The sequence below is a fragment of the Achromobacter sp. JD417 genome (genome assembly GCF_041879325.1).
In the GTDB taxonomy this organism is placed as follows: domain Bacteria; phylum Pseudomonadota; class Gammaproteobacteria; order Burkholderiales; family Burkholderiaceae_B; genus Achromobacter; species Achromobacter mucicolens.
This window is the reverse complement of sequence record NZ_CP087159.1, coordinates 4,050,607-4,076,393: the sequence shown is the minus strand read 5'-3', so window position 1 is coordinate 4,076,393 and position 25,787 is coordinate 4,050,607. Positions and strand designations below refer to the sequence as shown.

Sequence of the window (25,787 nt, the reverse complement as noted above, 5' to 3'; positions counted from 1 at the left end):
TCGGGTTGTTCAGGGGGTTCAGATGATGGAGCGGACCACGCCGCCGTCCACGCGCAGGGCCGCGCCGTTGGTGGCCGACGCTTGGGTCGAGCAGGTGTAGACGACCATGTTGGCCACTTCTTGCACGGTGGCCAGCCGGCGCAGCAGCGAGGTGGGGCGATGCTGGGCGATGAAGTCCTGCTCCATCTGCGCTTGCGAGACGCCTTGCTCCTTGGCCATTTCCGCGAAGAAGTCGGCGACCCCGTCGGAACGCGTGGGGCCGGGCAGCACGGCGTTGACGGTGACGTTGGTGCCGGCGGTCAGCTCGGCCAGGCCGCGCGAGACCGCGAGCTGGGCGGTCTTGCTGACGCCGTAGTGGATCATCTCGGCGGGAATCTGCACCGCGGACTCGCTGGAGATGAAGACGATTCGGCCCCAGTTGGCGGCCAGCATGCGCGGCAGGTAGTAGCGCGACAGCCGGATGCCGCTCATGACGTTGGTGTCCATCATGGACTGCCAGTCGTCGTCGGTGATTTCGGTAAACGACTTGGGCGTGAAGGTGCCGGCGTTGTTGACCAGGATGTCCACGTCGGGATGCGCGGCGCTGACGGAGGCGGCGCCGTCGGCGGTGGCCAGGTCGGCCTGCACGGTGGTGACCTGGGCGCCTGCGACCTGCTGCGCGACGGTCTCGGCGGCTTGCGCCAGCTTGGTTGCATTGCGGCCGTGCAGGATGACCTGCGCGCCGGCCTCGGCCAGTCCAATGGCAATCGCCAGCCCAATGCCGCCGGACGATCCGGTGACAAGCGCCTTCTTGCCGTTCAGTTCGATTTTCATGCGGGGACTCCTTGCGTGTCGGGGGAATGAATGCATGATTACCCACACCGCAGCGATGAAAAACGGGCTAGCATCGCAGGCAGTTTCAATAATTTTTTGAAAATGAGGCCGATTTGGTCCGATTCGAGGATTTGAAGATCTTTGTCGCCGCGTCGGATCTGGGCAGCTTTTCCGCCGCCGCGCGCGAGCTCGACCTGACGCCAGCGGTGGCCAGCGCCGCGCTCAAGCGGCTGGAAGAGGCATTGGAAACGCGGCTTTTCGTGCGCTCAACACGTAGCCTGCGTTTGACCAGCGATGGCGAACGCTACCTGGAATATGCGCGCTCGGCGCTATCCACCCTGGAAGCCGGCAAGAACGCAATGGCGCGCGACAAGACGGACATTGCCGGTACCTTGTCGGTATCGATCCCGTCCGACCTGGGCCGCCACGTACTGCTGCCGTGGCTGGACGAATTCCAGCGCCAGCACCCGCGGGTCAACTTCCAGCTACGCATCAGCGACCGGCTGGCGGACCTGTACCGGCAACCGGTCGACATCGCCGTGCGTTACGGCACGCCGAACGATTCCAGCCTGGTCGCACTGCCGCTATCCGAACACAACCGGCGTGTCGTATGCGCGGCGCCCGCCTACCTTGCGCGGCATGGCGTGCCGCAAACGCCGGCGGACCTGCGCCGCCACAACTGCCTGTCGTTCGTGCTGGGCGAAACGCTGCATGATCGCTGGACCTTCGAGCACGAGGGGACCAGCCTCACCATTCCGGTCAAAGGCGATCGCGTGGGCGACGACGGTGACCTGGTGCGGCGTTGGGCGCTGGCTGGGCACGGCATCGCGTACAAATCGCGCTACGACGTGCTGAGCGACTTGCGCGCGGGCCGGCTGGTCGAACTGCTGGCCGGATATGGCAGCGAGCCGTCGCCGCTCTATCTGCTGTGCGTGCACCGCATGCTGCTATCGCCCGCGGTGCGGCGCTTGCGGGAATTTCTGCAGGAACGGTTCAAGGCATTCGAGGCGGGCTAGCCGCACGTTCAAGAATTGCTGCGGTATGGCCACGCCGCATCCGCTCGCCTTGTCAGTCCGCCATATCAATGCGCCGCATGATGCCCGCCGGCTGCCTGCTTGTTCGCCGCACGCGTGCGTGCTGCCTTCTTGGCCGCGGCTGAGCGGCCGGCCGCACCCTTGGTCGCTGCTGCCTTGCGCGCGGCGGCCGAGCGGTCCGCAGCCGTGCGCTTGCTGGCCGTCTTGGTCGCGTTGCGTGACAGCGCGGACTTCGACGCGGGCTTGGTGCTTTCCTTCTTCAGGGCTTTGGTCGTGGCCTTGGAGCGCGTGCTTGACTTGGCATGGCCGTCGTGCGCCGCGCGGCTGTCCTGCGCGGCCTTGCGTTTGGTCTCGTCGCTGGCGTTCTTGGGCGTACCCAGCTTCACCCCGGCACGGCGCGCCTTGGACAGGCCAATTGCGATCGCCTGCTTGCTGGATCGCACGCCATGCTTGCCCTCGCGCACATTGTCGATTTCCTCGCGCACGAATTCGCCGGCTTGCGTCGATGCTGATTTGCCTTCGCGCTTGTCCCGCTTTGCACGCTCGATGGTCTTTCGTTCAGGCATGGTGGTCTCCTTTGCTTCGCATTGCAAAAGCGATTCCGTCGCCGGTCGAGACCGCGCGACGGAACTCGTAACACCACTCTATCGCTGCGCAGGTATCCTGTGTGTTCGAATGGATTGCCGGTCGTAAGCGCCGGAACACGGCGAAGCACCGACGATTCACGACTCACCCCTTATGCGGAGACGAGCTATGTCGAATCATGTCTACAAGCAGATCGAGTTGGTGGGTTCTTCCACCAAGTCCACCGACGATGCGATCGCGAAAGCCATCGAGCGTGCGTCCGAAACGTTGCGCAACCTGGATTGGTTCGAGGTGACCGAAGTGCGCGGCCACATCAAGGACGGCAAGGTGGCGCACTGGCAGGTAGGGTTGAAGATCGGCATGCGCCTGGAAGGCGATTCCTGATCCCGCCGCTGGTCATTGCTTGACCACGTCTCGCAAGTGACTGTCGCATAACGAGTTTCTGTACTTGTTGTGCGACTGTTCAGAGGCTTGTCCACATTCCATGGGGACAAGCCTGTCCGCTTGTCCACCGTCCCATCTCATCCTCATCCCACGCGCTGCGGCGGCGGCACGGTGAGCGATTCTTGCCCGCACCCTGCAAGTCGATGATCTGCAAGGCTTTTGGCAGAGTACCCGCAGACTGTCCTCAGGCTTATCCACATTTGGCGGGGACAACCCCAGCACGGCTAAACCGCGTTTGGGCCTTTCTTGACCACGCTCCGCAGGGCATTGATATGAAACAGGATTTTCCACCTGCCCTCATACTGTCCTCATCCTTGTCCACAGAAGGCGGGGACAAATCCACACATGGGCGTGTGTCATCTTCAAGACGGTCCCAACGACGCCGAAAACCGGGGATAACTCCGCCAGAAATCGTCCATAAGGATGATTGCGCATTTATTGACCGCGCATCGCAAGTGCTTGGCGAGACAGGGATTTTTGGGTCTGCCCCAAGGCTGTCCTCACCTTTCTCCACAGTTGGAGGGGATAAGTGTCCGGCGCGGCGCGCCCGCCATCGATCCGCCATTTTTATGACGAAGCCAACGATCGGCCGCTTGGGCCTCGTTGGCTTGAATCATGAATGTGATGACCATGACCAAAATCAAGAAGGCGGCCTGCGGCAACGGTACGCTGGACCTGGGTTTTCCTCTGTTTGAGGCCGACCCCGATCGAAGAAAGGGCTGGATATGCACCTCTCCACATTGCGGTCGAAACTGACCAGTGCCTCGATTGCGCCGATAGCCCTCTTTCCCGGTCTCGGGCGGGCGGCATCCTCGCATATCGAGGACGCCATCGCCGACGTCCTCGTCTGGATCGTGCTCGTTCTGGTGCCGGTGCTCGCCGTCTGGATATTCTGGAAGCTGCATGTCCTGCCGGAGGTGATCGCCGAGAAGCGGCGTCATCCCCAAGCCGAGGCCATCAAGGCGCTCTGCCTGCTTTCCCTGGCTTTCGGGGGAATGCTGTGGCCCTTTGCCTGGTTGTGGGCGTACACCAAGCCGGTGGCGTATCGGCTTGCCTACGGTGTGGACGAGCACGATGGCGATCATCCGAAGCCCCGCGCGAAGGAAGGCGAAGCGGAAGTCTAGAAAAATGGGACGCCATCATTCCCACGGGAATGCCGGGTCCGACGTCACAACCGCCGGTTGACCAGAGGTTGCCATGCTCGAACTGATTTGCGTCCTCTACGCGCTGATCGTTTGGCTTGTCTTCATCAAGCTCAAGCTCCTGCCCTGGAATATTCAATCCCAGGTCGGCGTCGTTGCCTTGGGCTTGGCTGGCATGGTGGCGCTTGTTCTGACGATCAACGTCGTCACGCCATCGTCTGGCGAGGCGCGTGTCGTCAACTATGTCGTCGAGATCGTGCCGCGCGTGACGGGGCGTGTCGTGGAGATTGCCGTGGAAGGCAATCGACCGATCAAGAAGGGCGACGTGCTGCTGAGGCTGGACGATGAGCCCTATCGGCTTAAGGTCAGGCAGCTCGAGGCGAAGCTCATCGACGCGCAAGCGACACGGCAGTCTCTGGATCGCGACCTGTCCGCCGCCCAGTCGGTAACCGCGGCCGCGCTTGCACAAGTTGAACTGAGCCGCATGCGATTGCGCCAAAGCACGGCCCTGGCTGCGCGGGGCGCAGGGAGCGAGTACGACGTCCAAAGTTTCCAGACTGAACTGAAGGTTCGGCTTGCAAACTGGGAAGCGGCGCGAGAATCGGAAAATAAGATCCGGCTGAGCCTGGGCGCCGTGTTCGATGGCGACCAGGCTTCAGTGGCGCAGGCGAAAGCGGAGTTGGAATTCGCGAAATGGGAGTTGCAGCAAACGACGCTGTATGCGCCCGCTGACGGCTATGCGATCAACCTGCAGGCGCGGGTGGGCTCCTATGCGGCCGCCCTGCCCATGCGTCCCATCATGTCGTTCGTCGAAACCACCCAGCAGGTGATTGCGTTCTTCGATCAGAATCAACTGACAAAGGTGAGACCGGGCAACGAGGTCGAGGTGTCTCTTCGAACGGTGCCCGGCCACATATTCAAAGGCAAGGTTGATTCGATCGTCTGGGCGACGTCCCAGGGCCAGTTTCAAGCGTCCGGCCTGCTGCCCGGCACAACCGCGGAGGGCGATCAGGCCGCTGCGCCCATGCAGTTTGCCGTGCGCATAGACCTCGAGACGCCGCAAGAGATGGCGTTGGCCATGGGCGCCCGCGGGCGGGCCGCCATTTACACAGACAGCCTGGGAATGCTGCATATGGTTCGGAAAGTCATCGTCCGCGTTTCTTCCAAGCTTGACTATCTAGTTCTCAAGCTTCATTGACGAGCTGTCCATGCGATCGCGCCGCCCAAACGCTTTGTGTTTTCTTGCAACGGTGTGCTGTGCCGCGGCCTTCACGACGGGATGCGCAAACCTTGATCGGCCGGACGACGCCGCCTTGTACGAGCAGGCCATGTCCGGCATCCAGCCGCCCGAACATTGGGTCGCGAGCGCGGCAGCCGCCGCGTTCTCGCCGCAATGGGCGGGCTTTGGCGCACAAGGCACCCTGGATGCGCTGATCGATGAGGCCATTGCCAACAACATGGACCTTCGGGCCGCGGGCAGCCGGCTGCAACAAGCGGCGCATCAGGCCAGGTTGGCAGGCGCAGCCCTGCTTCCCACGGTAGGCCTGGGCGCGCGGACGGCGACAGATCCCACGCCGGGCAGCGCGTTTTCGGCCAATGGCTATGCAGTCTTGATGAGTTGGGAGATCGACTTGTGGGGCAGGGCGAGGGCCGAGAAATTGTCGGCGGAGGCGGGATATCGCTCCGCCGAAGCGGATTACGCATATGCGCGCCAGTCCATCGGGGCCCTGACCGCCCGCAGTTGGCTCGCCGCACTCGAAGCGAGCGGTCAACTGCAGTTGGCAAAGGACCTTGCCGTCGCAACGGACGAACAGCTCAACCTGGTTCGCTACCGTCGCCAGATCGGAAAAACTGGTGAGTTGGAGGTAGCGTTTTGGTCGGAGCAGGTAGGCGCGGCTTCTGACGCGGTCGCAAAATACGAGCAGGCCCGGTCGGAAGCCCTGCGCGCATTGGAACTGATACTTGGACGCTATCCGTCCGCGTCGGTGCAGGCCGACGAAGCGATTCCCGATGCGCCGCCGCCCTTGAGCTCTGGCCTGCCCTTGGACCTGTTGGACCGTAGGCCCGACCTGGTCGCGGCGCGCGAGAGGGTTATTTCCGCATACTTCGGCGCCGAGGAGGCGAAGGCCGCGCGTCTGCCCGCCATTTCGATATTTGCCGGAGCGGGGCGTTTCACGAAAGATTATTCAGGCTTGGCGGCCAGTATGCAGACCTGGGTCTTCCCCTTGGGAGCGTCGCTTGTGTGGCCCCTATTCGACGCGGGGCGCCGCCAGATCACACTGCAATTGCGGACTGAACAGCAACGTGAAGCGCTCGCGCTGTACGCCCGCGTCATCCTGACGGCGATGGCGGAAGTTGAAAACGGTTTGACGGGCGAATATCAGTTGGCAGTGCGCGAACAATCCCTGCAACGTCAACTTGCTGAAAGCCGCCGCGCGCTGACGTTGGCTCAGGTGCAACGCGAGATCGGCCGAGTCGATGATTTTGATGTGTTGCAGCGCAAACGCGACCTCTTGCACGTGCAGGGCAGTCTGTTGCACATCCGCGCGTTGCGGCTGGTTCAACGCGTGAATCTGCATCTGGCGTTGGGCGGCGAGTTCGCCTCGGATGACGCCTCACGGTAGATGCCCCGGCCGCCTTCTTTTGCCTCGCAAGACATGCTTGCGCCGTGTCGTGGGGAAGTCGAATTGCGGCGCTGGCTTGGTCGTGCGATAAAAAAAGCCCCTCGACGCATCGAGGGGCTTGATCGCCCGGAGGTAGATCGGGCGATCGGCGCCGGCACGCGCGGGGCGTGGCCGGCGTCGGCGGCAGATCAGGCGTTCATTTTCTTGATCCAGTCGACGTAGCGGTCCACCCAGCCCTGCAGGAACTTGCGGGTGCCTTCGTTGGTGATGGTGAACTGGTCGTCGACGAGGCCTTCGGAATACTGCAGGAAGACTTCCGGTGTGGTGAGCGCGTTGGCGCCTTCGGCGGCCAGAATGTTGCGCAGATGTTGCTGCATCATGGCCGTGCCCGCGGCGCTGGGCGATGCGCCCAGGATGCCGACGGCCTTGCCGGTCCACGAGTTCTGGCCCCACGGGCGCGAACCCCAGTCGATGGCGTTCTTGATGGCGGCCGGGACCGAGCGGTTGTGCTCAGGAGACACGAACAGGATGCCCTGCGCGTCGGTGATCTGCTGCTTGAGCTTGGCGGCTGGGGCGGGCAGGTTGTTTTCGTTGTCCTGGTTGTAGAGCGGGATGTCGCCCAGGCTCACATACTCGAACTTGAAGTCGGCCGGAACCAGCTTTTCCAGCGCACGCGCCACGCGCAGATTGATCGAGGCGGCGCGCAGGCTTCCGACGAAAACCGCAATCTTGTATGTGCTCATGAGCAGGGGCTCCAACAAGGAAAAGGGAACGGCCAGTGTAGACCTGCAGAAGTCCAGGCTCAATGCCGTTTGCGAATATTCACATGGCGTTTGGCAATGTCGGCCTGATGCCCGCAGGGCCCACGCGTCTTGACGGTACGCGGGCGATCGACGATGTCACGTCATCAGGCTGACATGGGCGGCCACGACGCGCCAGCCTTCGGGGGTGCGCATCCATGTCTGGCTCTGGCGTCCGGTGCGGGTGCTGCCATCGCGCTGGAATTCCAGGTTGGCGGTGGCGAAGTCACGGCCATAGGTGGTGATGGCGGTGCGCAGGACCTGTCTTGCCAGGCCTTGCGGCGAACGCTGTGCGCGGAAGGCACGAATCTCGTCGTAACCGTAGAGGTTTTCGCCGGCGCCGTACCGCAGGGTATGCGGGCTGTTCCAGAACAGGGTGTCCAGCACTTCCACGTCGTTGGAAACCAGGGCCGCTTCGTAGCGTTCGACAACCGCGGTGACCTCGGCCACGACGTCGGGCAGATTGATGTCCATTGCTGCTTATCTCCGGTATGCACCAGCTTGGTGCGTGAAGTAGGGGTAATCACCAATATGGGGTGTGTTGCGGTGCGCAAATATCCACGCGCCGGACCCCGGACGCTCTCGCAAGGCGGGATTGCTGCGCTGCAAGGCTGGCACGCCGTTTGCTAGGGTTAACGTGCATAACACGCTGCACGCTGCCCCAGGAGTATCACCATGTCCGCATCCGCCGTTTCCGTTCCGGTCACCATGATGGTGACGCGGCACATCGCGCCCGAACGCTATAGCGATTTCCTGTCCTGGATGCGCCAGGGCGAAATCCTGGCGGCGGGCTTTCCGGGGTTTCTGGGATCTGGCGTGCTGCAGCCGCCCGAAGGCGGCGACGAATATCAGATCTTGCTGCGCTTCACGGACGAGGCGAGCCTGAACCGGTGGGAGAAATCCCTGCCGCGCCGCATGTGGCTGGAGCGCGGCGCGAGCCTGGTGCGGGCGAGCCACGAGCATCGCGTGAAGGGCACGGAAGGCTGGTTTGCGCCCAAGGCCAGCACGCCGCCGCGCTGGAAGCAGGCGATCAGCATCTGGTTGGCCTACTTTCCGGTGCTGCTGGTGTTCTCGATGCTGGTGAGCGAACACTTGAACATCCTGCCGGTGTTCTGGCGCGTGCTGATCACGAGCGTGATACTTACGCCCATCATGGTGTTCTTCTGTATTCCATTCATCTCGCGCGTGCTGCATCGCTGGCTGCGGGCCGGCTGAGGCCGCGGGAGCGCTGAGCCGCGCGCCGGGCGCGGCGGCGGTCTTCAGCTTCACGCGGCCTTGGCGCGGCGGGTCGAGTACAGCCGGTGCAGCGTGATCTTGCGCACGGCGTTCTGGCTGTCCTGGATATGCGCGCGCAACAGGTCTGCCGCGCCTGCGGCATCGCGCGCCAGGAGGGCCGACAGGATCGCGGCGTGTTCCCGGTACGTGGTGCCGATGCGGTCGGGCTGGGTGAAATCCAGCCGCCGCACGATGCGGATCCGCTCGGTGGCGGCGCGGTGCACGCGCGCGATCTCCGGGTTGCCGGCGGCCGCCACCAGCTCGACGTGAAAGCGTTCGTCCAGATCCGCCAGCCATTCGCAATCGCTGGAACGCTCGCTTTCGTCCACCAGCCACGTCTCGGCAAGCGGGCGCAGCGCCAGCAGCGGATCGGGCGATTGGCCCGGCGCGCACAGTGCATGCACCGCGGCAGCTTCCAGCACGCTGCGCAGCTCGTAGAAATGATCCAGCGTTTCGAAATCCAGCGGCTTGACCAGCCATCCATTGCGCTGGCGCACTTCTAGATAGCCTTCCCGCTCCAGCCGGAACAACGCCTCGCGCACGGGCGTGCGGCTGATGTGCAGGCGGTCCGCGATCTCGGTCTCGGTGAAGCGGTCGCCTGGGGCCAGGCGGAAATCCAGGATGTCGCGCTTGAGCGTGGTGTACGCGGAGTCGGCCAGTGTGCGCGGCATGTCGATGGCGGCGAAGGCGGTGTCCATGTCGAGGCTCCAGGCGTTGCGGGTGGTGGGGCGGGCGGTCAGACTGGCCGGACGCGGGCTGCGCCGGCTTGTTCCAGCGCATGGGCTGCGCGCAGGCAGTCGATCTCGCGCCACGGGGCGGCGATAAGCTGCACACCCAGCGGGAGATGGCCGTCCTCGTCCAGCTCCGGCCATGTGGGCGCGGTGCAGACCGGCAGGCCGATGGCGGAAATCGGTTGCGTCAGCAGGCCCATGCTGGCGCGGGCCGGCAGTTGCTTGCCCGCCAGCGTCAGCCAGTCCGCGCCGATGGGCGTGGCGCTGACGGGCGTGGCCGGGGCGATGAGGACGTCGTAGTGTTCGAAAAGCGCCAGCGCTTCGAGATAGGCGCGGTGGCGCACGCGCTGCGCCTGCTGCACCCAGGCGGCGGGGACCAGGCTGCCGGCCACCAGGCGGTCGCGCGAGTGCGGTTCGTAGTAGTCGTAGTGGGTGACGAGCCGGCGGCGGTGCAACGCCCCGCCTTCAGCCGCGGTGATGACGAAGGCGGCGGCGCGGGCCTGCGCCGCGGCGGCAAAGTCGACCACATCGGTGGCGCCCAGGGCGCGCGCGGCAATCTCGACGGCGCGGCGCGCCTGTGGCCCCGCCCATTCCGAAAAGTGGCCGCCCAGCACCCCGACGCGCAGCGCGCCCGCGCCCTCGGAAAGGGCCGTCAACGTGGGCGTGGCGGGGCGCTGCGCGCAGGCGATGTCGGCCTCGTCAGGGCCTTGCAGCGCGTCGTAGGCCGCGGCCAGATCGCCGGCGGTTCCCGCGAAGGGCCCCAGGTGATCCAGGCTGCCGACGAAGGGGAAGGAACCGGTGCGCGGCAGGCGGCCGAAGGTGGGCTTCAGGCCGAAGACGCCGCACAGCGAGGCGGGCACGCGGATCGAACCGTTGGTGTCGGACCCCAGGGTCAGCGGCACCAGACCGCCGGCCACGGCAGCAGCGCTGCCGCCGGACGAGCCGCCCGCGATGCGGGCCGTGTCGTGCGGGTTGCGGCACGCGCCGTAATGCGTGTTTTCCGTGGTGAAGCCGTAGGCGTGCTCATCCATGTTGAGCGCGCCGATCAGCACGGCGCCCGCCTCGCGCATCCGCGCCACCAGCACCGCATCGCGGCTGGCAGGGGGATTGGACGCGTTGACGCGTCCGCCGGCCAGCGTGACCTCGTCGGCGACATCAAAGAGGTTCTTCACGGCGTAAGGCACCCCGGCCAGCGGCGGCAGCGTGTCGCCGCGCGCCCGGCGCGCATCGATGGCCAGCGCTTCCTGCCGCGCGCGGCTTTCCGTCAGGGCCGTGAAGCAGTTGTAGCGGGGATCGCGCTCGCGCACGCGGGCGAGGGTGGCGTCCAGCACCGCCACGGCGCTGCGTTCGCCGCTGCGCACCTGGCGGGCGATATCGTGAGCGGGGCCGGTCACGGGCGGAACACCGAGGCCGATTCCAGTTCCACCGGCAGCGGCTCGTCCGCAAACGCGGCGGCGATGTCGTGGATGCGGGCGAACTGCTGCGCGACCTGCTCGGTGGCGGACTCGCGCAGCGCATACCCCGACAGCGCCAGCGCGCTGCGCACGTATTGGTCGATGGTTTCCTGTGTCATGGCGGATGCTCCCGGTGATGGCGTGGGTTACTTGCGCACTTCGCGCTGGAAGATCTCCAGGCTCAGTTTCTTCATCTGGATGAAGCTGGGCTCGGACAGCGTCTCGACCGTGCGAGGGCGCGCATCCGTGTAGTCCAGGATCTCGGCGACGCGCGTGGGGCGCTTGGTCAGGAGCAGCACCTGGTCGGCCAGGTACACGGCTTCCTCCAGGTCATGCGAGACCAGCAGCATGGTGGTGCCGGTCTGCAGGAAGACTTCCTGCAGCTTCTCGCGGATGAACAGCGTCATCTCGAAGTCGAGCGCCGAAAACGGTTCGTCCAGGAACAGCACCTCGGGCCCGGGCGCCAGCGCGCGCATGATCGAGGCGGTCTGCTGCTGGCCGCCGGAAAGTTCGTAGGGATAGCGGTTCAGATCGAACTTCACGTCGAACGAGGCCACCAGTTCCTCGACGCGCGCGTCGACCTGGGCCTTGCTGCGGCCTTCCAGCCGCAGCGGATAGGCGATGTTGTCGATGGTGCGCAGCCACGGGAACATGGCTTCGCGGTAGTTCTGGAACACGTAGCCGATCTTGGTCTGCGCCAGCGATTTGCCGTCGAACAGGATCTCGCCGGCATCGATGGGGATGAGGCCCGCGATCATGTTGATCAGCGTGGACTTGCCGCAGCCGTTGGGACCGAAGACCGATACGATCTTGCCCTTGGGAATGTCCAGGTTGAAGTCTTCATACAGCGGCCAGCCGGCGAAATACTTGGTCAGGCCGCGGATGGTGATGTGCGTGCCCAGCGGGCCCGGTTGAAAGGGCGCGGCGGCCGGTCCGGGCGCGATGGCGGGATTGATGACGGTGGACATTATCGGCCGCTCCAGTGAACCACGCGCTTTTCCAGCACGAGAAAGAGAATGTTGAGCACATAGCCCAGCGCGCCGGCCGCCAGGATCGCGGCGTACATCTCGCGCACGTTCAGCACCTGCTGCGCATTGATGATCCGGTTGCCCAGGCCGCTGTCCGAGCCGATGAACATCTCGGCCACGATCACGATGACCAGCGCCATCGACACGCCGCTGCGCAGGCCGACGAAGGTGGGCTGCAGGCTTTCCCAGATCAGCACGTCCTTGAAGATCTGCCAGCGTGAGGCGCCCATCACGCGCGCCGCCATCACCCGCTGCTTGCGGGCATTGATGACGCCGTAGGCGCTGTTGAACAGGATCACCAGCACGGCCGCGAAGGCGGCGATGGCGATCTTGTTCATGTCGGTCACGCCGAAGATCATCAGGAACAGCGGGATCAGCGCGGACGACGGCGTGGAGCGGAAGAAGTCCACCAGGAACTCGACGCTGCGGTAGGCCTTTTCATTGCTGCCCAGCAGCACGCCCAGCGGCACGCCGATCACGCCGGCGATCAGGAAAGCCTGCACCGTGCGGTTCAGCGAGGACAGGAAGTCCGCCAGCAGCGGTCCGCCCGCCATGCCCTTGACGAGCGCCACGATGGTGGCGCTGGGCGTGGGCAACAGCACGGGGCTGACCAGTTGCAGCCGCACCACCAGGTCCCACACGATGAACAGCGCCAGCGGGCCGATCAAAGGAAGCAGGCGCGCGCTGTTGAACTTGCGCGGCGGTTTGGACATGGCCGGCTGCGCCTTGGGTGGCGCGGTGCTGGAGGCCGTGGAAGGGGCGGGCGTGGCGCCCGTAGCCGTGGTCGCGGTCATGGATCAGCCCTTGTAAAGCATGGTCGAGACGTCGACCTTTTGCGCGAAGATGCCCTTGTCGGTGAAGAGGTCGAAGAACTTCTGGAAGTACTGCACGTCGCTGGGCGTGAACTCGTTATGCAGCGTGTAGGCGGCCAGCGGCACTTCCTCGGTCATCGGACCTTCGATGGCGGTGTAGCCCTTCAGGAAGGGGCGCGCCTCGGCGGGGTTGGTGCGGATCAGTTCGATGCCGCGCGCGTACGCGGCGATGAATTTCTTGCTTTCCTCGGGATGCTTTTTCAGGAAGGCGGTGGTCAGCGAGGCCGAGCCGCCGAACCACGGCGCCATGGGATCGCCCAGCACGTATTTGGCGATCACGCCCGTTTCCAGCACGCGGGTCGTGCCGTTCAGGCGGCCCACCGTGCCCGTGGGTTCAAGCGTGTAGCACGCATCCAACTGGCCGGCGGCAACCGCGGCGACGTGCTGGCTGATCGCCAACTCGACCACGGTTGCTCCGGTTGCGCCGGCGCGCTCCAGTACTGCCTTGGCCAGCGTGGAATTCTGGATGCCGGGACCAGAACCGACCTTTTTCCCCTTGAGGTCTGCGATGGATTTGATGGGACTGTCTTTCGCGACGATGAACTCGTCCAGCACGTTCTTTACGTTGCTGGGGTTGGACGCAAAAATCTTGAACAGGCCGGGCGAGGCGATCTCGCCAATGGCCAGGTTGGCTGAACCCGTGCCGTTGGCGCTGCCGTCGGCACGGCCCGCGAGCATGGCTTCCATGACCTGCTGCGCGCCGGCGAACTTCAGCGCCTCGACGTTCAGGCCCGCTTCCTTGAAGTAGCCTTTCTCGATGGCGGCGTAGAACGGCAGGCCGGCGGCCACGGGCCAGAAGCCGATGCGAATGACCGGGCCCGATTGCGCGCGCACCAGCGCCGGGGCGGCGAGCGCCGCGGCACCCATGGCGGCGCCCTGGATCAGGCGGCGGCGGGTGGCGTTGAAGGCGTAGGGTGCGTTGCGATTGATCATGTGGGGCTCCTGGGCTGCTTGAGAGGGGGCGCTTGTAGACAAGCTTGCATACCAGTCATCAAGCAATACCCGTGCCAGGTTGTGCGCCGGAGGGTTTGCCCCGTGGCGCGCCCGCTTGCCGCTTCAGGCTGGTGCCCGCCGTGAACCAAAATGGTGCAAGGCGCACCACATAAGGGGACATAGCGGCTTGCCGCGCGGGCGGGCATGCGCGCGCCCGCCGGGATGGCAGTAGCATCTGGCCCATGAACACGCGTTTTGTCGAAGCCTTTCTGTGGTCCGCCCGGCTGGGCAGTTTCCGCGCCGCCAGCGACCGCCTGCACATCACGCAGGCGGCGGTGGCAAACCGCGTCGCGTCGCTGGAAGAAGACATCGGCGCGCGCCTGTTCGAACGCGACGCCAAGGAGCTGAAGCTGACCGCGGTCGGCACACGGCTGCTGGACTACGGCGAGCGCCTGCTCGAGATCCGCCAGCAGATCCTGTCGCTGGGCAAGCGGGGCGACGAGGTCGCCGGTCTGGTGCGCATCGGGGCGATCGAAACCGTCGTGCATACGTGGCTGATCGGTTTTCTGACGAACCTGCGATCGACGTATCCGGGCATCGAGGTGCAGCTCACGTCGGAAACCACGCGCGCCCTGCATCGCGGCCTGCGCGAAGGCACGCTGGACATCGCGTTCCAGACGGACGTGCTGAACGATACGGGCATCATCAGCATGCCGTGCCTGCCGATGGAAATGGGCTGGGTCGGGCCGGCGGGGGGTGAAGACGCCATGACGGTGCATGACCTGCTCGGCGAGCCGGTGCTGACGATGAGCCCGGGCTCGCAGCCGCACGAGGCGCTCAAGGCGCTGTACCGCGAGGTGGGCATGCCGCAAGGCAAGGTGCATTTCGTCAGCTCGATCTCGGCGCTGGCGCGGCTGGTGCGCAGCGGGTTCGGCCGCGCGCTTGTGCCGTTGCCGCCCATCTACGAATACGTCGCGCGCGGCGAGATCCAGGTGATCCGCACCGACCTGCCGGCGCCGCCGCAGCTGCTGGTGGTGAGCTACCTGGAAAGCGGCGGGTCCGACGCCATCCGGCTGGTTGCCGAGCTGGCCTGCCGCGCGTCGGATCAGTTCACGGCCGCGGTGGTGGCCCCGCAGGCCGAACCGGCCCGTTGGCAAGGGTGAAAACCCCGGATCGCTTTCAGTAATTCTGTTGCCGGGCGCAAGATTTATTGGTTTGCCGCGCGGCGCCCTGCGCCCGATGATGAGGCCTTGCTCATCCCGACCCTCTGACGCCATGACGCCTGATTCCGAATTCCCGCTTGTGCCCAACGGGCTGCTTTTCGTCGCAACCGACGTCGATCCCGCCGATGAACCCGATTTCAACCGCTGGTACGACCGCGAGCATGTCGAGGAACGCGTGCGTATTCCCGGCTTCCTGTCGGGCGCGCGCTATGTGTCCGTGCAGGGCGGGCGCAAGTATCTGGGCCTGTACCGCACCCAGTCGCTGGGCGCGTTCACCACGGCGGCTTACCGCGCCGCGTTCGAGCGCCAGACCGCCTGGTCGGTGGCCAACCTGGACCGCATGCGCGATCCGATGCGCCGCGTGTGCGCGGTGGAAGCGGTGACCGGCGCGGGCAGCGGCAGCCAGCTTGTGGTGCTGCCCTTGCCGGTGGGCAGTGCGGGTGCGCCGGTGGCACGGGCGCGTAATGCCGGCGCCGAATTGCGTGAGGTCGACGGCTTCGTGCGGTCTTGTCTGCTGGTGCCCGACGCGGCGCTCAGCACCCCGCTGCCGCGAGAGTCCGCCAGCGGCCGCGTGCTGTCTCCCCTGTTTGTTGTCGAGGCCAGCACGCCGGCCGCGGCGCGAACCTTGCGCGATGGCGCCGCCGCGGCGTTTGATGCCGATCCCGCCACAGCGTGGTTGTACGCGCTGGGGTGGAAGCTGGAGGCGGCGGACCTCGCCTAGCGGCTTGCCGCTTGCGGCCCAGCGCGTCAATGCGCCTGCGGATCGAACTTCTTGACCAGCACGGCCCACTTGTCGTGTTCGCTCTTGATGAATGTGGCGAACTGCGCCGGCGTCCCGCCCACCGGCTCGGCGCCTTCACGCAGCATCTGCTCGTTCAAGGCGGGCAGCGTCGCGTTGACTTCGCGGTTGACCAGATCGACCACCTGCTGCGGCGTGCCCTTGGGGGCGAAGAATCCAAACCACGAACCCGCGTCAAAACCCGGATAGCCGGACTCGGCGATGGTCGGCAGCTCGGGCAAGGTGGCGGACCGTTGCTGCGTGCTGACCGCCAGCGCGCGCAGCTTGCCGGCGCGAATGTGCCCGATCACGGACGGAATGGTGGCGAACATGAAGTCGATGCGGCCGGCCAGCAGGTCGTTCACGGCGTCCGCGCCCTTGTACGGCACGTGGGTGGCGTTGACCTTCAGTTCGTCCATCAGCATGTAGCTGGACAGGTGCGACGACGTGCCCACGCCGGTGGAGCTGTAGTTCAGATCGCGCGCGGACTTCACGTATTTCAGAAAGCCCTGGATGTCCTTGGCGGGCGAGGACGGCGGCACGACCAGCACGTTGGGCACGGTCGCGATCTGCACCATGGGTACCAGGTCGGTGAGCGGATCGTAGGACAGCTTGTTCAGCGACGGATTGACGGCGATGGGGCCGACCGAGTTCACGATCAGCGTGTGGCCGTCGGGCGCGGCGCGCACCACGTACTCGGTGCCGATGTTGCCGCCCGCGCCGGGTTTGTTTTCCACGACGAAGGGCTGGCCCAGCTTCTGCGTGAGCGTGTTCGTGACGCTGCGGGTGAGCGTGTCGGTGGTGCCGCCGGGCGAGAAGGCCACGATGACCTTGACCGGCCGGTCGGGATAGCCGGCGGCGATGGCGGCGGGCGCGGTACAGGCGCCCGCCAGCGCCGCGCAAGCGAGCAGGGCTTGGGCAGTTTTCATGATGTCTCCTCGCGTGGTCGTTGTCGTGTGATGAGGGCCCCGTGCCGCCACGCCGGCCGGGACGCTGAAAAATCGGAAGGTCAGTCGCGGTAGCCGGGATCGATCCGGTCCAGCTTGCGCAAGAGCGCGGGCCACTCCATGACGCCGTAGGGGCGGCGGGTGCCAGGCTGGTAGTTGTTCCAGGTTTCTTCCAGCACCGGTTGCGGCACGGGCTGAAGCCGAGCGCCTGTTGCCATGGCCGCCAGTTGCGAACGGCAGGCCAGTTCCAGGCGGTGCATCCAGTTGAAGGCCTCGCCCACGGTGCGGCCCACGGTCAGCGCGCCGTGATTGCGCAGGATCAGCGCCTCGCCCTGGCCCAGATCGGCCAGCAGCGAGGCCTGTTCGTCGGTGCCCAGCACCACGCCCTGGTAATCGTGGTAGCCGATCTTCAGAAAGCGCATGGCGGTCTGCGTCAGCGGCAACAGGCCGCATTCCAGCGACGACACGGCCATCGACGCCCAACTGTGGGTGTGGATGACGCAGTCCACCTCGTGGCGGTGGGCATGCACCGCGCTGTGGATCACATAGCCGGCCTTGTTGATGCCGTAGTTCAGATCGCCGAAATCGGGCTTGGACAGGATGGTGCCGTCCAGGTCGACCTTGATGAGGCTGGACGCCGTGATCTCCTCATACATCATGCCGTAGGGGTTGATGAGGAACGCGTTGTCCTCGCCGGGCACGCGGGCCGAGATGTGGTTGGCCATCATGTCGGCCATGCCGTAGAGCTCGACCAGCCGGTAACAGGCCGCCAGGTCCACGCGGGCTTGCCATTCGGCGTCGGAGCAGTGGGGGCGCATGGAGGAAATGCCCAGCCGGCCGGGGCGATTCGGAGTAGTGGTCATCGGATTTCGTGAAGGTAAATCGTCGCGACACGCTGCCGCGACTTGATGTGGATCAATTTATCTTCAAGAAAACCGACCGCCTAGGGATCCTAAGCGTATGGGGGCATCACGAATCGAGAAGGGTGGCGCCTGGCCAGCCGCCGTGCCGGACCAGGGCGCGCATGGCGTCCAGCAGCACCACACGCGCGGCCAGGGCCGCGGGCGAGAGCTCGTCGTCGCTGATGCAGTAGATCTGGTTGCGGCGAAAGAGATACGGGTCGTCGATGGGGTGCATGCTGAGCAGCCCGGTTTCGACGCGGGCCACGGCAGCGCCGGGCTGGATCGTCGCGATCGGATGGGCTTGCACCAGGTCCATCAGCGTCGTCAGGCCGTCGACCTCGACGCCGATCCAGGGCTCGATGCCGGCCCGCTCGAAAGCCGCCTCGACCCACGCGCGCAGCCCGTGCGCCTTGCTGGTGACGGCAAGCGGCAGCCCCGCCAGATCGGCCATGCGGACGGGTTCGCCATCGGGGCGCTCCATCATGCCGCGCGGGGCCAGCAGGAACAGGCGTTCGTCCAGCACCGGCACCACGCTGCGGCCTTGCGCGCTGTCGTTCTGAAACAGGACGGCCAGATCCAGCCGGCGGGCGTTGAGCAGGTCGCCCAGGTTGCCCGACAGGCCCTCGACCAGATGCAGGCGCACGTTGGGATAGCGCTCGGTCATGGCGGCATAGAACGGACGCGCCAGCAGCGACGCGGTGGTGGGCGCGAAACCGACGCTGACCGTGCCGGCCAACCGCGCCTCGCGCGCGGCCGCGACGGCACTTTCCGCGTGCCGCAGCGTCAGCTGCGCCTGCCGCAGGAAGGCCGCGCCGGCGGGCGTGGTGGTCACGCCCGTGGTGCTGCGCGTGAGCAGCCGCGTGGCCAGCTCGCTTTCCAGCCGGCTGATCTGCTGGCTGAGCGCCGAGGCCACCACGCCCAGGTCTCGCGCGGCCCGGCCAATGCTGCCCAGTTCGGCGACGCGGACGAAGTAACGGAGTTGGCGCAATTCCATGGGGCGAATTCCAGAGTGAAAAAGCAGGGCCGGCAAGACCATTTGCGGCCTGCCGCAGCATACTTTTTTTGTTCAAAAAGTTGTCAGCTATCTGAACATGGCCTGAATAACAAACGAAAATTGTTTACACTCGCATCCACAAAATTCAAGCCGGAACGGTCCGCCGCGGGGGCGAGCCGTCCGGATTACGGGAGAGATTCGATGCGCAAGTTGCTTTTGGGGGCGGTGCTGGCTGCTGCGGTGTATGGCGGAACGGCGATGGCCGCCGTCGAACCCAAGGCCGTGGTCGCCACGTATTCCGATCTGGCGCTGGCCGGCTACGAGGATTCGCTGACGGCAGCCAAGAAGCTGCGCGAGGCCATCAATGCGCTGGTCGCCAAGCCCAGCGCCGACACCCTGAAGGCCGCGCGCGAAGCGTGGATCGTGGCGCGCGTGCCCTACCAGCAGACCGAGGCCTACCGTTTCGGCAACCCCATCGTCGACGACTGGGAAGGTCGCGTGAACGCGTGGCCGCTGGATGAAGGCCTGATCGACTATGTCGACGCGTCCTACGGCACCGAGAATGACGAGAACGCCTTCTACGCCGTCAACGTCATCGCCAATTCCAAGATCTCGGTGGGCGGCAAGACGGTCGACGTCAGCAAGATCACGCCCGAACTGCTGTCCGAAGTGCTGCACGAGGCCGACGGCAACGAAGCCAACGTGGCCACGGGTTATCACGCGATCGAATTCCTGCTGTGGGGCCAGGACCTGAACGGCACCGGCGCCGCGCCCAAGGACCGCAAGGGCACGCCGCAGGAGCGCCATTCCGGCAACCGCCCGCACACCGACTTCGATCCCAAGCAGTGCACCGGCGGCCACTGCGAACGCCGCATCGAATTCCTGAAGGCCGTGACGGACCTGCTGGTGACCGACCTGGAAGAAATGGTGGGCAACTGGAAGAAGGACGGCGCCGCGCGCAAGGCCGTAGAAGAGGATCCGAAGGCGGGCCTGATCGCCATGCTGACCGGGCTGGGCAGCCTGTCGTACGGCGAACTGGCGGGCGAGCGCATGAAGCTGGGCCTGATGCTGCACGATCCCGAGGAAGAGCACGATTGCTTCTCGGACAACACGCACAACTCGCACTATTACGACCAGATCGGCATCCGCAATGTCTATCTGGGTTCGTACACCCGCATCGACGGCAAGACCGTGTCGGGCGCGAGCCTGTCGGAACTGGTCAAGGCCAAGGATCCCAAGCTGGACGCCGAGGTGCGCGCCAAGCTGGACGCCACGGTCGCGGCCATGCAGGCCATGAAGACCCGCGCCGAGACGGTCGAGACCTATGATCAGATGATCGCGGACGGCAACAAGGAGGGCAACGCGGTGGTGCAGGCAGCCATCGACAGCCTGGTGGCGCAGACGCGCAGCCTGGAGCGCGTGATTACGTTGCTGGAACTGGGCAAGGTCGCCATCGAAGGTTCCGACAGCCTGGACAAACCTGACGCCGTATTCAAGTGAAACTCGTATTAGCCGCCGTACTGGCGGCGTCGGCCCATGCCGGCGCCGCCGCCGCGCCCGCCGCTTCCGGCGGGCGTGACGACCTGACGCCCGAAGACCAGAAGCGCGTCACCGCGATCACGACGCCCACGCAGGATTTCTCGAAGATCGAATCGTTCGAGACCATGCAGGCCGGCGCCGCCACCACCAACAAGCTCATCAACGCCGACATCTTTTCGCAGCCGTCGGCCAACATGAGCTTTGAAGGCCGCCAGGAATTCCAGGTCGGCAACGGCCTGTTCCGCAAGGACTGGGTGTCCGCGCCCGCGTCCACGCAGGCGTCCGACGGCCTGGGACCGCTCTTCAATGCGCGCTCCTGTCAGGCCTGTCACACCAAGGACGGCCGCGGCACGGTGCCGGGCTTCGATCCGCTTGAACGCACCGACGCCGTCGCCTTGCTGCTGCGCCTGGCCGTGCCGCAAGGCGCGGACCGGGGGCATCCCAAGCTGGGCGCCGGCGAGATCGCGGCCTTGCCGGAACCCGTCTACGGCGTGCAGCTTCAGAATTTCGCGGTCGCGGGCCTGCCCGCCGAGGGCCGCATGGAGATCGAGTACGAACCCGTGCCGGTCGCGCTGCGCGGCGGCGAGACCGCCACGCTGATGAAGCCCACCTACCGCATCGAGAACCTGGGCTACGGGCCCATGCGCGCGGACACGCAGATCTCGCCGCGGCTGGCGCCGCCGATGATCGGCCTGGGCCTGCTGGAATCGATCCACGAGGCCGACATCCTGGCCAACATCGGCGCGGACAAGCGCGACGGCATCGTCGGCAAGGCCAACTGGGTCACCGACGCGCGCACCGGCGCGCGGGCGCTGGGCCGCTTCAACCTGAAAGCCGGACAGCCAACGGTCGAGCAGCAAAGCGCCGCGGCGTTCTCCAACGACATGGGCCTGTCCACGCCGATGTTCCCCAAGCATTCCGGCGACTGCACCGCCGCGCAGCCGCAATGCCTGGACATGCCGCATGGCGCGCAGCCGCGCTTCGGCCCGGAGGAAGTGCCGGCCAAGCTGATGGACTTCATCACCACCTATTCGACGAACCTGGCGGTGCCGCAGCGGCGCGATGCGGACGACGCGCGCGTGCTGGCCGGCAAGAAACTCTTCTATGAGGCCAATTGTGTGGCCTGCCACGTGCCCAAGTACGTGACCAGCCGCAATGCCAAGCAGCCGGAACACCGCTTCCAGCTCATCTGGCCGTACACCGACATGCTGGTGCACGACATGGGCGACGACCTTGCCGACGGCGTGAGCGACGGCATGGCCACCGGCCGAGAATGGCGCACGCCGCCGCTGTGGGGCATCGGCCTGACCAAGACCGTCAATCCCAACGCCACCTGGCTGCATGACGGGCGCGCCCGCACGCTGCTGGAAGCCGTGCTGTGGCATGGCGGCGCGGCCCAGCCCGCGCGCGACCGCGTCGTGAACATGACGCCCGACGAACGCGCGGACCTGATCCGCTTCCTGGAGTCGCTGTGATGGCCCGTTCCGTCCGCCTTCCGTTCAAGCGCGCCGCGGCCGTGGCGCTGATGCTGGCGGCGCCGCTGTCTGCGCCGATTGCCGCGCAGGCCGCCTTGCCAGCCGACCTGGGTGAACGCCTGGCGCACGATTACGCGCGGCCGGCGGTGGCCAAGATGACGGACGCCGCCGCGGCCCTGGAAGGGGCGCTGGGCGGCTGGTGCGCCAAGCCTGACGCGGCAGGCGCCAAGCGCGTCGGCGATGCCTTCGGCACGCTGGCGCACGCGTGGTCTGGGGTCGAGATCCTGCGCTTCGGCCCGCTGGTGCAGGCCAACCGCTTCGAACGGCTGGCGTTTTGGCCCGATACGCGTGGCGTGATGCCCCGCCAGGTGCAGGCGCTGATCGCGGCCAAGGACGACGCGCTGCTCCAGCCCGGCGCGCTGGCCGGACGCAGTGTGGCGGTGCAAGGGCTGCCCGCGCTGGAATATGTGCTTTATGGCGAACCGGATCTGCTCAAGCAGACCGGCGCGCCCGGTTTTGCCTACGCCTGCGGCTATGCCACGGCCATCGCGTCCAACGTGGCAAGCATCTCGCGCGATGTGGGCGAGGCCTGGAGCCCGCAGGGCGCGTTCGGCCGTCAGTTCGCCGCGCCCAAGCCGGGCAACGACCTGTACCGCAGTTCGCAGGAGGTGGCGGCCGAGGCCATGAAGGCCTTGTCGACCGGACTGCAGTTCGCGCGCGACGTCAAGATCGAACCGGTGCTGGGCGATTCGCCGCAGGCCGCGCGGCCCAAGCGGGCGGCGTTCTGGCGCAGCAATCTGTCGACCAGCCTCTTGGCCGCCAACGTGGACGCGCTCAAGGCGTTCTATATGGCGGGCGCATACCCGTTGCCGGCGGGCGAGGGCTGGATGGATGCGTCGGTGCGGGGCGAGTTGTCCAGCGCGGCGCAGACGCTGCGCGATGTGCCGGTGCCGCTGGATGCCGCGCTGGCCAGTGAAGAGGGACGCCGTCTGCTGGGGCTGGCATCGCTGACGCTCAAGAACGCCAAGGCCATCGTTGACGAGAACCTGGCGCCTGCGCTGGGCGTGACCATTGGGTTCAATGCGCTCGATGGTGATTGACCGGCGCCGGTTCCTGGCGCTGGCCGCCGCGCTGGGCTTGCCGCCCGCCGCCGCACGCGCCGCAATGCCCGCCGATGGCGGGCCGCTGTACCTGACCGCGCGCAAGCGCGGCGGGCGCGACGAGGCCGTGGTGCTGGACGAGACCGGCCGCGACCGCCTCGCCATCCCGATGCCTGCCCGCGGGCACAGTTTTGCGATCGATGGCGCCGCAGGGCGCGCGGTCGTGTTCGGCCGCCAACCGGGCTTTTTCGCGCTGGGGTTTTCGCTGGCCGGGGGCGAGCCGGTGGCGCTGGCGCTGCCCGACGACCGCCACTTCTTCGGCCACGGCGCGTTCGTGCAAGGCGGGCGGCTTCTGGCCGCCACGGAAAACGACTTCGAGGCCGGGCGCGGCGTGCTGGGTCTGTACGACGCCACGCCGGGCGGCGATTACCGGCGCGTGGGCGAGTTCGACGCCGGCGGCATCGGTCCGCACGAAGTCGTGCTGCTGCCTGACGGCAAGACGCTATGCGTGGCCAATGGCGGCATCCTGACGCATCCGGACTACGGCAAGCTGGAATTGAACCTGGACACCATGCGGCCGTCGCTCGCGTATATCGACGCGGCCACCGGCCAGCTGCTGGAAAAGGTGGAGCTCGCGCCTTCGCTGCATCGGCTGTCGATCCGGCATCTGGCGCTGGCGGCCGATGGCGCGGTGTGGTTCGGTTGCCAATACATGGGGCCGGCGGCCGACCGGCCCGCGTTGGTCGGACGGCACCGCCGCGGCGCGGCGCTTGAACTGTTCGAAGGACCGCCCGAGACGCTGCGCAACATGCGCAACTACGTCGGCTCGGTCGCGGTCGATGCCGCAGGCGGCATCGTGGCCACGTCCAGCCCGGTTGGCGGGCAGGTGATTTACTGGGATGCCGCCAGCGGCAAGTGCCTGGGGACCACCGCGCTTGCCGACGGCTGCGGCGTCGCGCCCGCCGCGCAAGCGGGCTTTCTGGTCACGAGCGGTTTGGGCGCGATGATCCGCACTGACGCTCAAGGCAAGGAAAAGCCGGTCCTGCCGCCGTCGCGCGATGTCTCCTGGGACAACCACTTTCGCATCGTGCCTGCGTAACGCGGCTTTGCCTGCTGGCGCCGGAAGACCTATGCTGCAGGTCGGTTCTCTTTACAAAGCCTGACACTCCCGCCAGGCGCCGCGCCGTTTTGCGCAAGCCGCTTCTGATACATTCTTCCGTCGATTTTTTTTCGCAGGAGGTTCCTCCATGGATGAGGCCGTAAAAGAGTTCTATCTGTGGGCGCCCAGGCTGATGGATATGGGCATCAATCTGCTGGTTGCCTTGCTTATCCTGGGCATCGGCTGGTGGGTGTCTTCGTTGCTGGGCGGTTGGGTCCGCCGGGCCGCCACGCGGTCGCCCAAGATCGATCCCACGATCGTTCCCATGTTCTCCACGACCGTGATCTGGGCGGTACGCATCTTCACGGTGATCGCGGTACTGGCACGCTTTGGCGTGCAGACGGCCAGTCTGATTGCGGTGCTGGGCGCCGCCGGTCTTGCCGTCGGCCTGGCCTTGCAGGGCACGCTGCAGAACATCGCGGCCGGCATCATGCTGCTGATCCTGCGCCCCATCCGCGCCGGCGAATACATCGCCCTCAGTTCGGGCGCCGACGGCACGGTCGAGGAGGTGGGCCTGTTTCTCACGCGTCTCGTGCAGGGCGATGGCATTCATCTCACGCTGCCCAACAGCACGGTGTGGAACGCCACCATCACCAACTACAGCCGCAACAAGACGCGCCGCCTGGATATCCCCGTGCCGGTGCGTTATGGCGACGATCTGGACGCGGTGGTCGCCAAGCTGCAGCAGATCGTGGATGCGCGTCCCGATGCGTTGAAGGATCCGGCGCCGCAGGTCAAGGTGTTCGACTACAAGGAAAACGGCGTCACCGTGAACGTGCGCGTGTGGGCCGAGTCGGGCAAGTACTGGGAATTGCGCTGGAGCCTGTATCAGGAAATCCGCCGCGCGCTCGAAGAGGCCGGTTTCCAGGCGCCGATCCCGCTGCGCGAGATCCAGAATCCCAAAACCGGCGCCGCGGCTTCCTGAACGAGGCGCGCAGGGCGTCAGGCATGAAAATGGGAGCCTCGCGGGGCTCCCATTTTTTTACGTCGCAGCATTGTGGCTTTCTTCAGTGCATGAAAGCGACGCGGCCGATCCCCGGTTCAGGCCGGCATCGCCAGCCGGGCCAGTTCCGTCTTGATCCAGCCCGCGATCTCGCGCTGGCGCTGCGCGGGCATGCGGTCGATGATGGCCGTGACGCTGACCGCCAACAGGGGCGCGCCCTGCGCGTCCAGCAACGCGCAACCCACGCCCAGGGCGCCGCGTACCGCATGGTTACCCACCACCGAATAGCCGCGCGCACGGGTGTTTTCGATGAGGCGGAACATCTCTTGCGGCGTCATGCCGCCGTACTCGTCCAGCCGGCCTGAGTTGCGTTCGACGATGCCGCGCGCCACGTCGTCGGGCAGGGCGGCCAGCAGCGCCATGCCGCCCGATCCCACGCCCAGCGGCTGGCGCTTGCCCGCGTACGTGGCCAGGATCTGCACGGGATAGCTGCCGATCTCGCGATGCAGGCTGATGGAATCGTCTTCTTCGCGCACCACCAGGAAGACGGCGTCGCCGGTGCGGTCGGCCAAGCGGCGCAGCACGGGCAGCAGCTGGCGCACGCGCGGGTCGCGCGAACGCGTGTCCGGGTCCACGGCGAGCTGGGCGCGGTACTTCTTGGTGCCCGTGACCGGCAACACCAGGCCGGCGTCCAGCAGCGCTGCCAGCAACCGATAGATGGTGGGACGCTGAATGCCGGTCAACCGGGCAATGTCGGTCACGCTCAGGCCGTCCGGGCCTTGGTCACGCAGGGCGGCCAGCACGGCCAAACCGCGGCGTAGTGTGCGTGGGCCGGCGGACGCGGCATCGCTGTCTTGCATGCAAATCTCTGAAAACTAAGGGTTATCAACGAACGGACGAGGGAAAACCATTGTCCGTAGGGTGGACTCTACCTTGATGCCATCCGCATGTATAGCGCAGAATGCGTTCATCCAATAATTCGAATCGTCCAT

The 25,787-nt window shown here is 66.0% G+C and carries 27 protein-coding genes; 13 read left to right on the top strand and 14 right to left on the bottom strand.

The genetic code is table 11. The annotated features are described in order from the left end of the window. Positions 1 to 18 precede the first annotated feature (18 nt). Entirely contained in the window at positions 19 to 813 is a 795-nt protein-coding gene (locus tag LN047_RS18775) for an SDR family NAD(P)-dependent oxidoreductase (protein ID WP_373979844.1), read from the bottom strand. Between the two features lie 113 nt (positions 814 to 926). Here LN047_RS18775 and LN047_RS18770 point away from each other — a divergent pair, with 113 nt between their 5' ends. Beyond that, positions 927 to 1,829, top strand: a complete 903-nt coding sequence (locus LN047_RS18770) for a LysR family transcriptional regulator (RefSeq protein WP_056323427.1) — start codon at positions 927 to 929, stop codon at positions 1,827 to 1,829. Positions 1,830 to 1,894: 65 nt separating this feature from the next. Here the strand turns inward: LN047_RS18770 and LN047_RS18765 are convergent, their stop codons facing one another. Beyond that, entirely contained in the window at positions 1,895 to 2,413 is a 519-nt protein-coding gene (locus LN047_RS18765) for a DUF6496 domain-containing protein (RefSeq protein ID WP_175155934.1), read from the bottom strand. Between the two features lie 187 nt (positions 2,414 to 2,600). Between LN047_RS18765 and LN047_RS18760 the strand changes: the two genes are divergently transcribed. The 4 genes from LN047_RS18760 to LN047_RS18745 all read left to right on the top strand — a co-directional run bounded on the left by LN047_RS18760 (position 2,601) and on the right by LN047_RS18745 (position 6,642). Then, positions 2,601 to 2,816, top strand: coding sequence for a dodecin (locus tag LN047_RS18760; protein WP_062842102.1), 216 nt, complete (start codon positions 2,601 to 2,603; stop codon positions 2,814 to 2,816). 785 nt (positions 2,817 to 3,601) lie between these two features. Beyond that, positions 3,602 to 4,000, top strand: coding sequence for a DUF3302 domain-containing protein (locus LN047_RS18755; RefSeq protein WP_373979843.1), 399 nt, complete (start codon positions 3,602 to 3,604; stop codon positions 3,998 to 4,000). Between the two features lie 73 nt (positions 4,001 to 4,073). After that, on the top strand, positions 4,074 to 5,216 hold the full coding sequence (locus LN047_RS18750) for an HlyD family secretion protein (RefSeq protein WP_373979842.1): 1,143 nt from the start codon (positions 4,074 to 4,076) through the stop codon (positions 5,214 to 5,216). A gap of 130 nt (positions 5,217 to 5,346) precedes the next feature. Then, positions 5,347 to 6,642 carry a TolC family protein gene (locus LN047_RS18745; RefSeq protein ID WP_373979841.1) on the top strand — a complete coding sequence of 432 codons (1,296 nt, stop codon included), beginning with the start codon at positions 5,347 to 5,349 and terminating at the stop codon, positions 6,640 to 6,642. A gap of 188 nt (positions 6,643 to 6,830) precedes the next feature. Here LN047_RS18745 and LN047_RS18740 read toward each other — a convergent pair whose 3' ends face one another. Together LN047_RS18740 and hpxZ are read right to left on the bottom strand one after the other, a co-directional pair. Further along, positions 6,831 to 7,385 (bottom strand): NADPH-dependent FMN reductase, encoded by a 555-nt coding sequence (locus LN047_RS18740; RefSeq protein WP_175155933.1) that lies wholly within the window; start codon positions 7,383 to 7,385, stop codon positions 6,831 to 6,833. Positions 7,386 to 7,541: 156 nt separating this feature from the next. After that, positions 7,542 to 7,916 (bottom strand): oxalurate catabolism protein HpxZ, encoded by a 375-nt coding sequence (gene hpxZ, locus LN047_RS18735; protein WP_373979840.1) that lies wholly within the window; start codon positions 7,914 to 7,916, stop codon positions 7,542 to 7,544. Between the two features lie 201 nt (positions 7,917 to 8,117). Here hpxZ and LN047_RS18730 point away from each other — a divergent pair, with 201 nt between their 5' ends. Next, complete coding sequence (locus LN047_RS18730) at positions 8,118 to 8,657, top strand: antibiotic biosynthesis monooxygenase (protein WP_062839234.1); 540 nt, start codon at positions 8,118 to 8,120, stop codon at positions 8,655 to 8,657. A 50-nt stretch (positions 8,658 to 8,707) separates the two neighbouring features. Here LN047_RS18730 and LN047_RS18725 read toward each other — a convergent pair whose 3' ends face one another. Genes LN047_RS18725 through LN047_RS18700 form a run of 6 tightly spaced genes read right to left on the bottom strand, consistent with a single transcriptional unit; the run spans position 8,708 to position 13,735 of the window. Further along, the gene (locus LN047_RS18725; protein ID WP_373979839.1) at positions 8,708 to 9,415 is read right to left on the bottom strand and encodes a GntR family transcriptional regulator; all 708 of its coding nucleotides are present in this window, start codon (positions 9,413 to 9,415) and stop codon (positions 8,708 to 8,710) included. Positions 9,416 to 9,453: 38 nt separating this feature from the next. Continuing rightward, entirely contained in the window at positions 9,454 to 10,842 is a 1,389-nt protein-coding gene (locus LN047_RS18720) for an AtzE family amidohydrolase (RefSeq protein WP_373979838.1), read from the bottom strand. Beyond that, positions 10,839 to 11,021, bottom strand: coding sequence for a DUF4089 domain-containing protein (locus LN047_RS18715; RefSeq protein WP_056323446.1), 183 nt, complete (start codon positions 11,019 to 11,021; stop codon positions 10,839 to 10,841). The genes LN047_RS18720 and LN047_RS18715 overlap by 4 nt, the downstream gene beginning before the upstream one ends. 27 nt (positions 11,022 to 11,048) lie before the next feature. Further along, positions 11,049 to 11,870, bottom strand: a complete 822-nt coding sequence (locus tag LN047_RS18710; RefSeq protein ID WP_056323449.1) for an ABC transporter ATP-binding protein — start codon at positions 11,868 to 11,870, stop codon at positions 11,049 to 11,051. Further along, on the bottom strand, positions 11,870 to 12,724 hold the full coding sequence (locus LN047_RS18705) for an ABC transporter permease (RefSeq protein ID WP_370458350.1): 855 nt from the start codon (positions 12,722 to 12,724) through the stop codon (positions 11,870 to 11,872). The genes LN047_RS18710 and LN047_RS18705 overlap by 1 nt, the downstream gene beginning before the upstream one ends. A 3-nt stretch (positions 12,725 to 12,727) precedes the next feature. Continuing rightward, positions 12,728 to 13,735: an ABC transporter substrate-binding protein gene (locus tag LN047_RS18700; protein WP_152385021.1), complete on the bottom strand. Its 1,008-nt coding sequence runs from the start codon at positions 13,733 to 13,735 to the stop codon at positions 12,728 to 12,730. Positions 13,736 to 13,977: 242 nt separating this feature from the next. Between LN047_RS18700 and LN047_RS18695 the strand changes: the two genes are divergently transcribed. Continuing rightward, entirely contained in the window at positions 13,978 to 14,898 is a 921-nt protein-coding gene (locus LN047_RS18695; protein WP_056323455.1) for a LysR family transcriptional regulator, read from the top strand. Positions 14,899 to 15,010: 112 nt separating this feature from the next. Further along, positions 15,011 to 15,679, top strand: a complete 669-nt coding sequence (locus LN047_RS18690) for a hypothetical protein (protein WP_373979837.1) — start codon at positions 15,011 to 15,013, stop codon at positions 15,677 to 15,679. Between the two features lie 26 nt (positions 15,680 to 15,705). Here the strand turns inward: LN047_RS18690 and LN047_RS18685 are convergent, their stop codons facing one another. The 3 genes from LN047_RS18685 to LN047_RS18675 form a co-directional block, all read right to left on the bottom strand. After that, entirely contained in the window at positions 15,706 to 16,665 is a 960-nt protein-coding gene (locus tag LN047_RS18685) for a tripartite tricarboxylate transporter substrate binding protein (RefSeq protein ID WP_056323460.1), read from the bottom strand. Between the two features lie 80 nt (positions 16,666 to 16,745). Further along, positions 16,746 to 17,546 carry a class II aldolase/adducin family protein gene (locus LN047_RS18680; protein ID WP_056323463.1) on the bottom strand — a complete coding sequence of 267 codons (801 nt, stop codon included), beginning with the start codon at positions 17,544 to 17,546 and terminating at the stop codon, positions 16,746 to 16,748. A 106-nt stretch (positions 17,547 to 17,652) separates the two neighbouring features. Further along, positions 17,653 to 18,579 carry a LysR family transcriptional regulator gene (locus LN047_RS18675; RefSeq protein ID WP_373979836.1) on the bottom strand — a complete coding sequence of 309 codons (927 nt, stop codon included), beginning with the start codon at positions 18,577 to 18,579 and terminating at the stop codon, positions 17,653 to 17,655. Positions 18,580 to 18,780: 201 nt separating this feature from the next. On the opposite strand from LN047_RS18675, the gene LN047_RS18670 reads away from it, so the two are divergent. From LN047_RS18670 to LN047_RS18650, 5 genes are all read left to right on the top strand, one after another. After that, on the top strand, positions 18,781 to 20,079 hold the full coding sequence (locus LN047_RS18670; RefSeq protein ID WP_056323468.1) for an imelysin family protein: 1,299 nt from the start codon (positions 18,781 to 18,783) through the stop codon (positions 20,077 to 20,079). Then, positions 20,076 to 21,593, top strand: coding sequence for a di-heme oxidoredictase family protein (locus LN047_RS18665; RefSeq protein ID WP_373979835.1), 1,518 nt, complete (start codon positions 20,076 to 20,078; stop codon positions 21,591 to 21,593). The genes LN047_RS18670 and LN047_RS18665 overlap by 4 nt, the downstream gene beginning before the upstream one ends. Continuing rightward, positions 21,593 to 22,693 carry an imelysin family protein gene (locus LN047_RS18660; protein ID WP_373979834.1) on the top strand — a complete coding sequence of 367 codons (1,101 nt, stop codon included), beginning with the start codon at positions 21,593 to 21,595 and terminating at the stop codon, positions 22,691 to 22,693. The genes LN047_RS18665 and LN047_RS18660 overlap by 1 nt, the downstream gene beginning before the upstream one ends. Then, positions 22,683 to 23,792, top strand: a complete 1,110-nt coding sequence (locus LN047_RS18655) for a DUF1513 domain-containing protein (protein ID WP_373982155.1) — start codon at positions 22,683 to 22,685, stop codon at positions 23,790 to 23,792. The genes LN047_RS18660 and LN047_RS18655 overlap by 11 nt, the downstream gene beginning before the upstream one ends. 148 nt (positions 23,793 to 23,940) lie before the next feature. Then, the gene (locus tag LN047_RS18650; protein WP_056323479.1) at positions 23,941 to 24,777 is read left to right on the top strand and encodes a mechanosensitive ion channel family protein; all 837 of its coding nucleotides are present in this window, start codon (positions 23,941 to 23,943) and stop codon (positions 24,775 to 24,777) included. A gap of 116 nt (positions 24,778 to 24,893) precedes the next feature. Here the strand turns inward: LN047_RS18650 and LN047_RS18645 are convergent, their stop codons facing one another. After that, positions 24,894 to 25,655 carry an IclR family transcriptional regulator gene (locus LN047_RS18645; protein ID WP_056323481.1) on the bottom strand — a complete coding sequence of 254 codons (762 nt, stop codon included), beginning with the start codon at positions 25,653 to 25,655 and terminating at the stop codon, positions 24,894 to 24,896. Positions 25,656 to 25,787: the final 132 nt, after the last annotated feature.